This is a genomic window from Variovorax sp. GW821-FHT06D12 (assembly GCF_059419205.1).
The window spans coordinates 89,000-102,526 of the sequence record NZ_JBWKRI010000002.1 but is presented as its reverse complement, the minus strand read 5'-3'; the positions used below and the strand labels follow the sequence as shown (position 1 = coordinate 102,526).

Here is a 13,527-nt window from a genome sequence, read left to right as displayed (position 1 = left end):
CGTTCATGCGCGCTGCAATCTGGCTCCTCGCGCTGTTCGCCGTCGCCGCGGCGGTGGCGCTCTTCGCCGGCAACAACCAGGGCACGATCACCGTGTTCTGGCCGCCGTGGCGGGTCGATCTCTCGCTGAACCTCGTGCTCGTGATCCTGCTGCTGACCTTCGTGCTGCTGCACGTCGCGTTGCGCGCGCTCGCGGCGCTGTTCTCGCTGCCCACGCAGGCGCGCCACTGGCGGCTGCAGCAGAAGGAACGCATGCTGCACTCCGCCTTGCTCGATGCGATGGTGCAGCTGATCGCCGGCCGCTTCTCGCGCGCCCGCAAGGCTGCGCAGGCCGCGCTCACGCAGGAAAAGACATTGGCCGCGCTCGGCGCCGAACTGCCGCAGGCGCAGCAGGTGCGCGTGCTGTCGCACCTGCTGGCCGCCGAAAGCGCGCAGGCCCTGCAGGACAAGGCGGCGCGCGACGCCCACCTGCAGCAGGCCCTCAACGAAAGCGCCGACCGCACCGTGCTCGCGAGCCCCGAAACCCGCGAAGGCGTGCAGCTGCGCGCCGCACGCTGGGCGCTCGACGACCGCGACCCCACGGCCGCGCTCGCACGGCTCGAAGAACTGCCGCAAGGCGCGCAGCGCCGCACGCTGGCGCTGCGGCTGCGCCTCAAGGCCGCGCGGCAGGACCGTCGCACGGTCGAGGCGCTCGACACCGCGCGCCTGCTGGCCAAGCACCGCGCCTTCTCCGACGCGGCGGCGCAAAGCATCGTGCGCGGCCTCGCGACCGAACTGCTGACCGGTGCGCACGACCCGGCGCAGCTGCTGCGCGCATGGTCCGAACTCGATTCCGCCGAGCGGCAGATGCCCGAGGTGGCCATCCACGCGGCCCAGCGCATGGTCGCGCTGCGCGGTGACCTGGCGCTGGCACGCGGCTGGCTGCTGCCGGCCTGGGAGCGCATGGTGGCGAACCCGCGCGGCCTCGGCGACGGGCTGCGGGTGAAGCTCACGCGCGCGCTCGAGGCGGGGCTCGATTCGGTGGATGCCGACTGGCTCGCACGCATCGAGAGCGCGCAGCGCAACAACCCGCGCGACGCCAACCTGCAGTACCTTGCCGGCATGGCCTGCATGAAGCGCCAGCTGTGGGGCAAGGCCCAGCAGCTGCTCACGCAGGCCGGGCTGGGCCTGCAGGACCCCGACCTCTACCGGCGCGCCTGGCTCGCGCTGGCTCAGCTGGCCGAGGCGCGCGAAGACCACGCGCAGGCCGCCGACGCGTGGAAGCGCGCGGCGCAGATCGACAACACCCCCTGATCGTTTTTGGGTTCCGTCGCGCGTCCTGGCCTCAGGAGCACGCGGATTCCTTGGCGGCCGTCAGGCCCGCCGCCCGCACCGATGGCTTGCCGTTGCCAAAGATCAGCAGGCTGAGGCCGGCGAGCACCCAGACCCCAATCCCGCCGTAGAGCATCACCCACCCGAAGCTCTGCACCAGTGCCGCGTGCACGGCGGCGCCCGACGGGTCGGCCCGAGACAGCGCCGGAAAACTCTCGGGCAGCGACGCGAAGCTGCCCGCCGCGACCTTCTCCGCCAGCGCGCGCAGCTGCTCTGCATCGAGCGATGCCGACAGGGCGTTCTTCAGGTGCGCGTGAATGCCTTCGAGCAGTAGGAAGCCCATCAGCGCGATGTTCACGGCCAGCGTGATCAGCCGCGCGCTCATGTCCATGCCCGAGGCCATGCCCGCGCGGGCGCTCGACACCGAACCGGTGGTGGTGTTGGTCACGGGCGTGTTCGTCAGCCCCAGCCCGATGCCGGCCAGCAGGCAGCCGGGCAGCAGCGTGAGCCAGCTCGCATGCGCCACGCCGCTGCCCCAGCGCATCGCGATGAAGCCCAGGCCGATCACGAACAGCCCCGCCGGGATGACCACGCCGGGCCGGTAGCGCATCGACAGGCGCTCGGCCAGCGGCGGCAACACCAGCGTGGGCAGCGTGTAGGCCAGCAGCGCCGAGCCGGCCGTGACGGCGTCGTAGCCCAGGCCGCTCTGGAAGTAGATCGGCAGGTAGATCATGAACGGCCAGAAGCTGAAGTTCATGCCGATGGAGCCGACGATCGAGCCCGAGAAATTGCGGATGCGGAACACCGAGAAGTCGAACATCGGGTGCGGGTTGATCTTCTCCACCCACAGGAAGACCGCGAAGCAGGCCAGCGTCGCCACGAGGATGCCGATGGCCACGGGGCTTGCGAACCCGAGGCCCGGCCCCTGCGTGATGAAGTAGGTGAGGCCGAACACCGCGAGCGACAGCGTGACGATGCCCGGTAGGTCGAGCCGTTTCGCGTCGGGGTCGCTGGACTCTTCCACGCTGCCCAACACCAGCGCCAGCGCCACCACGGCCAGCGGCACATGGACCAGGAACACCCAGTGCCAGCTCGACAGCGCCACGATCGCGCCGCCGACGATCGGCCCGAAGCCCAACCCCATGCCGAACACCACGCCCCAGATGGCGAAGGCCTTGCTGCGCTCCTTGCCTTCCTGGAACTGGTGCGACAGCACCGCGAGCTGGCAGATCAGCATCGCGCCGCCGGCCAGGCCCTGCAGGAAGCGGCTGACGATCAGCACCGGCGCGTTGCCCGCGATGCCGCAGGCCAGTGAGGTGGCGCCGAACAGCACCACGCCGACGATCAGCACGCGCTTGCGGCCGTAGCGGTCGGCCAGCGTGCCGGCGGCCATCAGCACCGTGGTGCAGGCGATGGTGTAGGCGTTCATGATCCACTGCATGTCGCTGAAGTCGCCATGCAGTGATTGTTCGAGCGTGGGAAGAATGACTGGCACGCTGGAGATTTCCAGGCCGAACATCAAGGCAATCAGGCAGACCGCGGACAGGGCGATCCGGTTCTTGCCGGCGGGGGAGAGGGACATCGGGCGCTTTCCAAAAAGGCAGAGCGGCCGATTCTGGTGAAACCCTCTTCATGATGGAAATGATTTGATTTCCTAGAATTCATTAGGAAACATCATTTATAAAAACTCGCCATGGACTTCGACCCCACGCTGTTGCGCGCCTTCGTGGCCGTCAAGGAAACCGGCGGCTTCACGCGCGCCGCCGAGCGCCTGCACCTGACCCAGTCGGCCATCAGCCACCAGATCCGCAAGCTCGAGGAGCAGGTGGGCCGGCCGCTGCTGCACCGCACGACGCGCCGCCTCACGGTGACCGAGGACGGTGAAGACTTCCTGCGCTACGCGACGCAGATCCTCGACACGCTCGACGCGATGACGCGGCGCTTCCAGCCCTCGCCGATCTCGGGCGTGGTGCGTTTCGGCGTGCCGGACAACTTCATGGGCGACCGCCTGCCGCCGCTGCTCTCGCAGTTCGCGCGCGGGTTCCCGGCGGTGCGCATGGAGGTCTGCGTGAGCATGCACACCGACTTGCGCGCGGCCATCCGCGCCGGCGAGCTCGACCTCGCGGTCGTGATGTCGCCGCCCGACGTGGTGGAGGGCACCTGCCTGCGGCGCACGCAACTGGTCTGGGCCGCGGCCGAGGCCTTCGAGGCGCCGAAGGGCGCATCGCTGCCGCTGGCCTTCTTTCCGAAGCCGTGCGTCAACCGGCAGGTGGCCGGGTCGGCGCTTGACCTCGTGTCGCTCGACTGGCACGTGGTCTTCACTTCGGCCAGCCCGCAGGGCATTCGCGCGGCGGTGCTGGCGGGGCTCGCGGTGACGGTGCTCACGCGCGAGGAGGTGGAGCCGGGCATGAAGATCGTCGACGGCCGCTACGGCCTGCCGCCGCTGCCGAGCGTGAACTTCTCGCTGATCTGGAGCGAGAACGGCAAGACGCCGTGTGCCTGCCGCTTCGGGCAGCTGATCCTGGAGATGCCGGACCTGCCCGGCATCGAGGCACTGCCGCAGCAGGCCTGAACTCCGAAGCAAAAAAACGGCGCCACGAAGGCGCCGTTTTCATTTGCGAGGGAGCAGGGCTCAGAGCGAGCGCCGCTGTTCCTGCGGCTGCTGTTGCTGCTGTTCGAACGGCAGCGACATCGAACCGAGGTCGCGGCGGGTTTCGACCAGCACCAGCGGACCTTCGTCCAGCACGATCACCGGCGGGCGCTCGCGCGGCACGTGCACCGGCTTCGGCTCGGCGGCGATCGCGGCGCGCGCCTGCGCGATGCGCTCGGCGTCCGAGTTGACCCACTGCAGGCCCGAGCTTTCGGCGATCTGCGCGAGCTCGTTCAGCGGCAGTTCGAAGGCCTGCACCTTGGGCAGTGCGCGGCCGTTGCCGGCGGGCGCTGCTGCTGCGGGCTTGGCTGCGGCTTCGACCACGATGGGCGCTGCGACGGGTGCCGGTGCGGGGGCGGCGGGGCGCTCGAAGCGCGGCTGCTCTTGCACCTGCGGCGCGGGTTCGCGCACTTCGACCGCGGTGGCGACCACGGCCACTGCGGCGGCTTCCGCCACCAGCGGCAGTTGCTGCTGCGGCTGGCGCTCGGCCTGGCCTTCGGCAGCCACGGCGCCTTCGGCGACCGGTGCGGCGTCTGCGCCGTTGGCTTCGCTGCCACCGTTGCCGGCGTCGTCGCGCGGACCGCGTTCGCGGCGGTCACGGCCGTAACGGTCACGCGAACGGCCGCGGCGCTCTTCGCCTTCGCGGCGCGGGGCTTGCTGCTCGTTGCCTTCGTTGCTGCCTTGTTCGGCATCGCCGGCGGCAGCCGATTCGGCCACGCGTGCGTCGCCTTCGTTGGCGGCAGGCGCGTCGTTGCGGCGCTCGCGGCGGCCGTCGTTGCGCTCACCGCGCGGGCCGCGCGACTCGTCGCCACGGCCGTTGCGGGGCTGACGCTCGCCGTCGCCGGCGGTGGCTTCGTCGCGCGGCTGTTGCTGCTGCGCGTCGCCGTTGCGCTCACCGCGCTCGTTGCGTTCGCCGCCACGTTCACCACGTTCGCCGCGCTCGCCACGTTCACGGCGCTCGCCGCGGGCGCGGGGTGCGCGTTCCGCTGCGGCATTGCCGTTTTCGTCGCCGCCGGGTGCCGGCTGCTGTTGCTGCACGTCGAGGTTCAGGTTACCGTCGAGCAGGGCTTCGGCCGGCGCGTTGCGGCCTTCGCCACCTTCGCGGCGCTCGCCGCGACCGCCACGGCGTTGTTCGCCGTCGCGCGGGGCGCGTGCTTCACGGGGCTCGCGTTGCTCGCGTGCCGGGTTGGTGCTGTCGTTGCGCTGCTCGGTGTTGCGAGCCTCGCCGCGGCGTTCGCCGCCTTCACGGCGCTCGCCGCCGCGTCCGCCACGGCGGTCGCCGTCGCGTCCACCCGAACGGCCGCCGCCTTCGCCACGGCCTTCGCCGCCGCGTCCGCCGCGGCGCTGTTCGCCGTCGGCGCCGCGCGCACCGCGCGTTTCGCCGTCACGGCCCGGGCGACCGCCTTCGCGGCGGGGCTTCGGTGCTTCGACCGGAATGGCGCTGGGCGCCGGTGCTGGTGCGGGCGCCGGCGAGGCGCCGCCGAAGAAGCTCTTGATCCAGGCCATGAAGCCGGTCTGTGCCGGAGCCGGAGCGACCACCGCGGGCGGGGCCACCGGGGCGGGAGCGGGCGCAGCGCGCACCGCTTCGGGCTTGGGCGGCACCACGGGCGCGGGTGCGTCGGGCAGCACGCCCTTGATGACCGGCGTCTGCTTGTTGGTGGGTTCTTGCGAACGGCGCGTGACCGAGGTCGGGTCTTCGATCTCGTCGGCCATCTTGTAGCTGGCTTCGATGTGATCGAGGCGCGGATCGTCGTGCTTGAGGCGCTCGAGCTTGTAGTTCGGCGTTTCGAGCGTCTTGTTGGGCACCATCAGCACGGTGACGCGCTGCTTGAGCTCGATCTTGGCGATTTCGGGGCGCTTTTCGTTCAGCAGGAACGAAGCGACTTCCACGGGCACCTGCACATGCACGGCGGCCGTGTTGTCCTTCATGGACTCTTCCTGAATGATGCGTAGGATCTGCAGCGCGCTCGATTCGGTGTCGCGGATGTGGCCCGAGCCGCCGCAACGGGGGCAGGGGATCGACGAACCTTCGCTCAGCGCCGGCTTCAGGCGCTGGCGGCTCATTTCCATCAGGCCGAACTTGCTGATCGAACCGAACTGCACGCGGGCGCGGTCCTGGCGCAGCGCGTCGCGCAGGCGGCTTTCGACTTCGCGGCGGTTCTTCGACTCGTCCATGTCGATGAAGTCGATGACGATCAGGCCGCCCAGGTCGCGCAGGCGCATCTGGCGGGCCACTTCGTCGGCGGCTTCGAGGTTGGTGCGGGTGGCGGTTTCTTCGATGTCGCCGCCCTTGATGGCGCGGGCCGAGTTCACGTCGACCGAGACCAGCGCTTCGGTGTGGTCGATCACGATGGCGCCGCCCGAAGGCAGCTGCACGGTGCGGGCGTAGGCCGACTCGATCTGGTGCTCGATCTGGAAGCGGCTGAACAGGGCCGCGTCGTCGCGGTAACGCTTCACACGGGCGGCATGCTCGGGCATGACGTGCGCCATGAACTGCTGCGCCTGGTCGTAAATGTCGTCGGTGTCGATCAGGATGTCGCCGATGTCGTGATTGAAGTAATCACGGATGGCGCGGATGACGAGCGACGATTCCTGGTAGATCAGGAAGGCGCCCTTGCCGCCCTTGGCCGCGCCGTCGATGGCGGTCCACAGCTTGAGCAGATAGTTCAGGTCCCACTGGAGTTCGGGCGCCGAGCGGCCGATGCCGGCGGTGCGCGCGATGATGCTCATGCCCTTCGGGTACTCGAGCTGGTCCATCGCCTCCTTGAGTTCGGCGCGGTCGTCGCCCTCGATGCGGCGCGACACGCCACCGCCACGGGGGTTGTTGGGCATCAGCACGACATAGCGGCCGGCCAGCGAGATGAAGGTGGTGAGGGCCGCGCCCTTGTTGCCGCGCTCTTCCTTTTCGACCTGGACGGTGAGTTCCTGGCCTTCACGGATCACGTCCTGGATGCGGGCCTGGCTGGCCGACACGCCTTCGGCGAAGTACTGCTTGGAGATTTCCTTGAACGGCAGGAAGCCGTGGCGGTCTTCGCCGTAGTCGACGAAACAGGCTTCGAGCGACGGCTCGACGCGGGTCACGACCGCCTTGTAGATGTTGCCCTTGCGCTGTTCGCGCCCTTCGATTTCGATTTCGTAGTCGAGCAGTTTCTGCCCGTCGACGATGGCCAGGCGGCGTTCTTCGGCCTGCGTGGCATTGATCAGCATCCGCTTCATGATGCGTTGTCCTTATATGTATCGTTCTACCGGCTCATGACGAGCCAACGATGCACGGACGACGCCCGCGAAACCAGGGAATTGCCGCTTGGCCCCGGATGCTGTGACTGCCGCGCCAGGCGCGAACAGGCCTCTCGAGCGTCAGCTCAAGAAGACAGCCGGGGTGGGGGCGCGTGGATGGGCGCGAGCCAGATTCGGTGTTGGGTGGCTGCCTTTTTGACAGCCGGTTGCGCAAGGGTGGCGCGCACTGCGGGCGATTCAATGCCTGAGGCGACTGGTCGAAACCAGGTCGACCAGCGCAGGCATATTTGAATCAGCAGCATCAACACAACAAGGGACTCGCTTCGATCCGCCTGCAGCTTGGAAGCTGCAGGCTGGGTATTCCGTATCGGTGTTTCGTGGGTGTCGGCTTGACTTGGGTGCCTGGCCTGCCACTTTGCGCGATTGCGCGGGGTTTGCGGGCTGGACGCCAAAGCGGCATCGACCTCACAGCATGGTCGTCAGTGCTCTAAACTTCTGTCTAATCAAGCACTTACACGACCGCGCTGGTGAAAAACATTATAGGTGCGAAGAAAAGCCCCGCGGGGGCTCCAAATCCCGCGGATCGACCCGCGGGCGCCGACACCGGCACGCCGCACGCCGCCATCCACTTCCTGACCGTCGACGCCGAATCTGCTGGGCAGCGGCTCGACAACTTCCTGTTTCGCCATCTGAAAGGCGTGCCGAAGACGCACGTCTACCGGATCATCCGGTCGGGCGAAGTGCGCATCAACAAGGGCCGGGCCCAGGCCGAGACCCGTATCGAAGACGGTGACCTGGTCCGGATTCCGCCGGTCCGCATCTCGCCACGCGCCGAAGAGGGCGCCACGCCGCCCGCGCCGGCGCGCGAATTTCCGGTGCTGCTCGAAGACGAGGCCGTGCTGGCCATCGACAAGCCCGCCGGGGTCGCGGTGCACGGCGGCAGCGGCGTGAGCTTCGGCGTGATCGAGCAGTTGCGCACGGCGCGCCCGGGCGCCAAGTTCCTGGAACTGGTGCACCGGCTCGACCGCGAAACCTCCGGCATCCTGCTGGTCGCCAAGAAGCGCAGCGCACTGGTGGCATTGCAGGACCAGTTTCGCGAGCGCGAAACCGGCAAGACCTACCTCGCGCTGGTCGAAGGCGACTGGCCCGCCAACAAGAAGGTGCTGGACGCGCCGCTCGCCAAGTACCTGCTGCCCGACGGTTCGGGCGCCGGTGCCGGCGAGCGCCGCGTGCGCGTGGTCGCCAAGGACCACCCTGACGCGATGCGCGCCGTCACGCTGGTGCGCGTGCTGGCCCGCCTCAGCCTGCCGGGCGACGCCGCGCCACTGTCATTGCTGGCGGTGACCATCAAGACCGGGCGCACCCACCAGATCCGCGTGCACCTGGCCTCGGCCGGGCATCCGATTGCCGGCGATGACAAATATGGCGAGTCCGATCGGCAACGTGCCTTGCACAAACTCGGCCTCAAGCGCATGTTCCTGCATGCGTGGCGGCTGCAATTCAACCACCCGGGCAGCGGCGAGCGCATTGCGCTGCAGGCCGGGCTGCCGCCCGAGCTGCATGCGCTGATGTCGCGTGCGGCGCTCGAGGCGATGGCGCAACACCCCACCCCCACGGCCCATGACTGATTCTTCCGCCAGCCCTGCACGTTCCCCGCGCTTCGACCTGATCGCCTTCGACTGGGACGGCACGCTCTACGACTCCACCCGCCTGATCGTGCGCTGCATCCAGGCGGCCGTGGTCGATGTCGGCGGCGCCAAGCCCAGCGAGGACGATGCCGCCTGGGTGATCGGCCTGGGCCTGGCCGAGGCGCTCGCGCGCGCGGCGCCCGACGTGCCCAAGGAAAAGTACCCCGAGCTCGGCGCCCGCTACCGCTATCACTTCCTGCAGCACCAGGACGACCTCGTGCTGTTCGACGGCGTGCTGCCCATGCTCGATGCGCTGCGCGCGCGCGGCCACAAGCTGGCCGTGGCCACGGGCAAGTCGCGTCGCGGCCTCAACGAGGCCCTGAAGACGGTGGCGCTGCGCGACCGCTTCGACGCCTCGCGCACCGCCGACGAAACCTTCGGCAAGCCGCATCCGCGCATGCTGCTCGAACTGATGGAAGAGCTCGACGTGCCGGCCGAGCGCACGCTGATGATCGGCGACACCACGCACGACCTGCAGCTGGCGCAGAACGCCGGCTGCGCCAGCGTGGGCGTGGGCTTCGGCGCGCATGCGTCGTCCACCTTCGACGAGTTCAAGCCGCTGTACGTGGCGCAGTCGATCGCCGAGCTGCAGGCCTGGCTGCTCGAGAACGCCTGAGGGCCAAGGCATGAGCGATTCGCGCATCCCGCTGTGCAACGCCTCGGATCTGGTCGAGGGCGGCAACGCCGTGCCTTTCGACGTGGTCCACGGCGGCGAAACCTGCCGCGCCTTCGCGGTGCGCTTCGAGGGCCTGCCGCATGCGTACCTCAACCGCTGCAGCCATGTGGCGATGGAGATGGACTTTCAGCCCGACCGCTTCTTCGACGACAGCGGCCAGTGGCTGCTGTGCGCCACCCACGGCGCCGTCTACAAGCCCGACACCGGCGAATGCGCGGGCGGGCCGTGCCGCGGCGGGCTCGTGAAGATCGCGCTGAGCGAAGAAGACGGCGTGGTGCACTGGCATACTGACTGGAACCTCCAACCTCTTTCCTTCTGACATGACCGATCCGAACCGCAGGGAACCCCAGGGTTTCGAACCGCTGGAGCCGGCCGTCCCCCTCACGACATCCCAAGACAGCCCCCGCACCATGGCCCAAGACCCCACGCAGCGCCCCGGGTGGGAGCGCGCCACGCTCGAGAAACTCGCGTTCGCCTCCCTGAATGAGCAGAAGGCCACGCGCCGCTGGAAGACCTTCGTGCGCCTGGGCTGGCTGGCCTTCTTCGTGTTCCTGGCCTGGTTCGCGTTCTCGCGCAGCACGCCCAGCACCGCCAAGACCACGGCCCACACGGCCGTCGTCGAGATCAAGGGCGAGATCGCCAACGGCGGTGACGCCAGTGCCGAGTTCGTGATCGCCGCCATGAAGACGGCCTTCGAGGACGAGGGCGCCAAGGGCGTGGTGCTGCTGATCAACTCGCCCGGCGGCAGCCCGGTGCAGGCCGGCATCATCAACGACGAGATCAAGCGCCTGAAGGCCAAGCACAAGAAGCCGGTCTACGCGGTGGTCGAAGAAACCTGCGCCTCGGCGGCGTACTACATCGCCGCGGCCGCCGACAAAATCTTCGTCGACAAGGCCAGCATCGTCGGCAGCATCGGCGTGCTGATGGACGGCTTCGGCTTCACCGGCGTGATGGAAAAGGTCGGCGTCGAGCGCCGCCTGCTGACGGCCGGTGAAAACAAGGGCTTCCTCGATCCGTTCAGCCCGATGAACGACGCGCAGCGCGCGCATGCCCAGTCGATGCTCAACCAGATCCACACGCAGTTCATCAACGTGGTGAAGGCCGGCCGCGGCGACCGCCTCAAGCTCGACACCCCGGGCCTGTTCAGCGGCCTGTTCTGGAGCGGCGAACAGGCCGTCGAGTTCGGGCTGGCCGACCAGCTGGGCAACGTCGACTTCGTGGCACGCGAGGTGATCAAGGCCGAGGAAGTCATCGACTACACGCGCCGCGACAACGTGGCCGAGAAGCTGGCCAAGAAGTTCGGCGCCGCCATGGGCGCGGCCTCGGTGAGCGCGCTGAAGACCTCGCCGGCGCTGCGCTGAGCGCGGCTCTTGTCAGGCGGCGCTGCTGTCGCCGCTGCCGGTGAACCGGGCCGAGGCCGCCAGCGCGGCGGCAAAGGCCACCACCACATAGAGCGCGGCGGTCAGCGAGCTGACCCGCGCCAGCAGGCCGATCACCGCGGGCCCTGCCATGAACCCCAGGTACGCGATGGCCGACACGGCGGCGATGCCGTTGGCAGGCGCCACGCCCGGTACGCGGGCCGAGGCCCCGAACAGGATCGGCACCACGTTCGCAAAGCCGACCCCGACACCCGCGAAGCCCAGCAGCGCGAGCCAGGGCAGGTCGGTCAGCAATACCAGCGTCATGGCCGCCGCCGCGAGCAGGCCGCTGCCGCGCAGCAGCGCCGTGGGTGAGAAGCGGGCGCGCATCGCGTCGCCACCGAAACGCGCAGCCGCCATCGCGGCGGAAAAGCTCGCATAGGCCAGCGCGGCCTGCTGCTGCGGGCTGCCCAGCTCCTGCTGCATGTAGAGCACGCTCCAGTCGTAGATGGCGCCCTCGGCGATCAGTCCCAGCGCGGCCAGCACGCCGAGCACCGCGAGCACGCCGCGCGGCAGGCGAAAGCCGTGGTCCGTTGCAGCCGCGCCGTGGGCGGGTGCGGCCGGCGTGGGCAGCATGCGTGTTGCTGCGATCGCGACCACGCCGATCATCACCACGGCCACCGTCCACAGGTGAGTCTGCGGCGCCATGCCGGCGGCCAGCGCCGCGCTGCCGCTCGCGGCACCGACCATGCCGCCGAGGCTGAACATGCCGTGCATGCCGCTCATCAACGGCTGGCCGCCGCGCAGTTCGAGCTGCGCGGCTTCGGTGTTGATCGCCACGTCGAACACGCTGGTGACCAGGCCAAACACCGCCAGCAGGCCCAGCAGCGCGGCATAGCCGGGCATCGCGATCAGGCCGGCGATCAGCAGTGCGTAGACGCAGCCGCACAGCGCGGCCATGCGGCGCGGGCCGTGGCGGCCGATCCAGCGCCCGGCGCTGGTCAGGCCGACCATCGCGCCGGCGCCCGCTGCGAGCATGGCGAGCCCGAGCTGCGCCTCGTCGATGGCGTAGTGCGCCTTGACCGTCGGCACGTGCACGCCCCAGGTCGCAAAGATGAAGCCCGACGCGAAGAACTGGGCGCGCGACGCCCAGCGCGTACCGGCCGTGACGCCCGGCCCCACCGTCAGCGCCCGATGGCGAACACGGCGGGCAGGCGCTCGTCGGTCGTGGCCTGCGGCTTGGCAGCGCGCCAGGCTTTCACCGTCTCGCTGCGCACCTGCGCGGTCGCCAGCGTCAGGCCGCGCGCGACGGCGAGGCGGGTGTTGTGCTGCAACGTCTGCACCAGCGCCTGCAGCAGGGCCGCGTTGCGGTACGGCGTTTCGATGAAGAGCTGCGTCTGGCCGGTCTTGAGTGCGAGCGCTTCGAGCTCGCGGATGCGCGCCTGGCGTTCGCCGCCGTCCTGCGGCAGGTAGCCGACGAAGGCGAAGTTCTGTCCGTTCAGGCCGCTTGCTGCGAGGGCCAGCAGCAAAGACACCGGCCCGGTGAGCGGCACGACGGTGATGCCCAGGTCGTGCGCGGCGCGTGCCACCGACGAGCCCGGGTCGGCCACAGCCGGCATGCCGGCTTCGCTCAGCAGGCCGACGTCGTGGCCTGCGAGTGCGGCGGCGAGCAGCGGGCGGGCGTCGAACTGGCCGGCGTGGTCGCCTTTCTTGTGCACTTCGCGCGGCAGTTCCTGGATGTCCTGGGCCTGCAGCGGCGCGGCCAGCGGCACGACGGCATCGATGCGCTTCAGGTAGGCGCGCGCCGACTTGGCGTTCTCGCAAATCCAATGCGTGATGCCGGCGGCGGCCTGCAGCGTGCCCAGGGGCAGGGCGTCCTGCAGTGGTGCCTGGAGGTCGCAGCCGAAATCGAGCGGTGCCGGGACGAGGTAGAGCTTGCCTGGGGTGGTCACAGCAGGTCGACCCCCGCGGCGCGCAGCATCCGGCAGGTGCGGATCAGGGGCAGGCCGACCAGCGCGGTCGGGTCGTCGCTGTCGATGGCGTCGAGCAGCGCGATGCCGAAGCCCTCGCTCTTGGCGCTGCCGGCGCAGTCGTAGGGCTGTTCGGCTAATAGATAGCGCTCGATGGCGGCGTCGGAAAGGTCGCGGAACACCACGCGCACGGGAGCGATGTCGCGCTGGACGAAGCCCGTCGCATGGCAGACGACGGCGACGGCGGTCTGAAAGATCAGCGTCTGGCCGCGCATGCGGCGCAGCTGGGCGGTGGCCCGTGCGTGGTCGCCGGGCTTGCCGAGCGCTTCGCCCGCCAGGTCGGCGACCTGGTCGGAGCCGATCACCACCGCCTCGGGAAAGCGTGCGGCCACGGCGTTGGCCTTTTCCAGCGCCAGGCGCTCGGCCAGCGCGCGCGGCGTTTCGCCGTCGAGCGGGGTTTCGTCGACGTCGGGGGCGTGCACCTCGAAGGGCAGATGGAGGCGGGTGAGCAGTTCGCGGCGGTAGCGCGAGGTCGAGGCAAGGATCACGGTGCGTTGCATGCAGCGATTGTGCGTGAGCGACCGGACCCGACCCATCCGGTGGGTTGCTTGCCGAGGAAGCCGGCCAGCGCGCTAGAC

At 69.5% G+C, this 13,527-nt stretch carries 11 protein-coding genes; 6 read left to right on the top strand and 5 right to left on the bottom strand.

The features are described 5' to 3' along the window. Window positions 1-5 precede the first annotated feature (5 nt). Window positions 6-1,292 carry a heme biosynthesis protein HemY gene (locus AC07SQ_RS06920; RefSeq protein WP_495271900.1) on the top strand — a complete coding sequence of 429 codons (1,287 nt, stop codon included), beginning with the start codon at window positions 6-8 and terminating at the stop codon, window positions 1,290-1,292. 31 nt (window positions 1,293-1,323) lie between these two features. On the opposite strand, the gene AC07SQ_RS06915 is transcribed toward AC07SQ_RS06920, so the two are convergent. Further along, complete coding sequence (locus AC07SQ_RS06915; protein ID WP_495271899.1) at window positions 1,324-2,892, bottom strand: MFS transporter; 1,569 nt, start codon at window positions 2,890-2,892, stop codon at window positions 1,324-1,326. Between the two features lie 111 nt (window positions 2,893-3,003). On the opposite strand from AC07SQ_RS06915, the gene AC07SQ_RS06910 reads away from it, so the two are divergent. Beyond that, window positions 3,004-3,882, top strand: coding sequence for a LysR family transcriptional regulator (locus AC07SQ_RS06910; RefSeq protein WP_495271898.1), 879 nt, complete (start codon window positions 3,004-3,006; stop codon window positions 3,880-3,882). A gap of 60 nt (window positions 3,883-3,942) precedes the next feature. On the opposite strand, the gene AC07SQ_RS06905 is transcribed toward AC07SQ_RS06910, so the two are convergent. Beyond that, entirely contained in the window at window positions 3,943-7,176 is a 3,234-nt protein-coding gene (locus AC07SQ_RS06905; protein ID WP_495271897.1) for an Rne/Rng family ribonuclease, read from the bottom strand. Window positions 7,177-7,724: 548 nt separating this feature from the next. Here AC07SQ_RS06905 and AC07SQ_RS06900 point away from each other — a divergent pair. The 4 genes from AC07SQ_RS06900 to AC07SQ_RS06885 are packed head-to-tail and all read left to right on the top strand — an operon-like array spanning window position 7,725 to window position 10,922. Then, window positions 7,725-8,825 carry an RluA family pseudouridine synthase gene (locus AC07SQ_RS06900; protein ID WP_495271896.1) on the top strand — a complete coding sequence of 367 codons (1,101 nt, stop codon included), beginning with the start codon at window positions 7,725-7,727 and terminating at the stop codon, window positions 8,823-8,825. Then, window positions 8,818-9,501 (top strand): HAD family hydrolase, encoded by a 684-nt coding sequence (locus AC07SQ_RS06895; protein ID WP_095746473.1) that lies wholly within the window; start codon window positions 8,818-8,820, stop codon window positions 9,499-9,501. The genes AC07SQ_RS06900 and AC07SQ_RS06895 overlap by 8 nt, the downstream gene beginning before the upstream one ends. Before the next feature lie 10 nt (window positions 9,502-9,511). After that, window positions 9,512-9,880, top strand: a complete 369-nt coding sequence (locus tag AC07SQ_RS06890; protein ID WP_070062237.1) for a Rieske (2Fe-2S) protein — start codon at window positions 9,512-9,514, stop codon at window positions 9,878-9,880. A 1-nt stretch (window position 9,881) separates the two neighbouring features. Further along, complete coding sequence (locus AC07SQ_RS06885; protein WP_159273190.1) at window positions 9,882-10,922, top strand: S49 family peptidase; 1,041 nt, start codon at window positions 9,882-9,884, stop codon at window positions 10,920-10,922. A 12-nt stretch (window positions 10,923-10,934) separates the two neighbouring features. On the opposite strand, the gene AC07SQ_RS06880 is transcribed toward AC07SQ_RS06885, so the two are convergent. The 3 genes from AC07SQ_RS06880 to AC07SQ_RS06870 are packed head-to-tail and all read right to left on the bottom strand — an operon-like array spanning window position 10,935 to window position 13,449. After that, window positions 10,935-12,101: an MFS transporter gene (locus AC07SQ_RS06880; protein WP_495271895.1), complete on the bottom strand. Its 1,167-nt coding sequence runs from the start codon at window positions 12,099-12,101 to the stop codon at window positions 10,935-10,937. Between the two features lie 2 nt (window positions 12,102-12,103). Further along, window positions 12,104-12,871 carry an SAM-dependent methyltransferase gene (locus tag AC07SQ_RS06875; protein ID WP_495271894.1) on the bottom strand — a complete coding sequence of 256 codons (768 nt, stop codon included), beginning with the start codon at window positions 12,869-12,871 and terminating at the stop codon, window positions 12,104-12,106. After that, complete coding sequence (locus AC07SQ_RS06870; RefSeq protein WP_495271893.1) at window positions 12,868-13,449, bottom strand: Maf family protein; 582 nt, start codon at window positions 13,447-13,449, stop codon at window positions 12,868-12,870. The genes AC07SQ_RS06875 and AC07SQ_RS06870 overlap by 4 nt, the downstream gene beginning before the upstream one ends. Window positions 13,450-13,527: the final 78 nt, after the last annotated feature.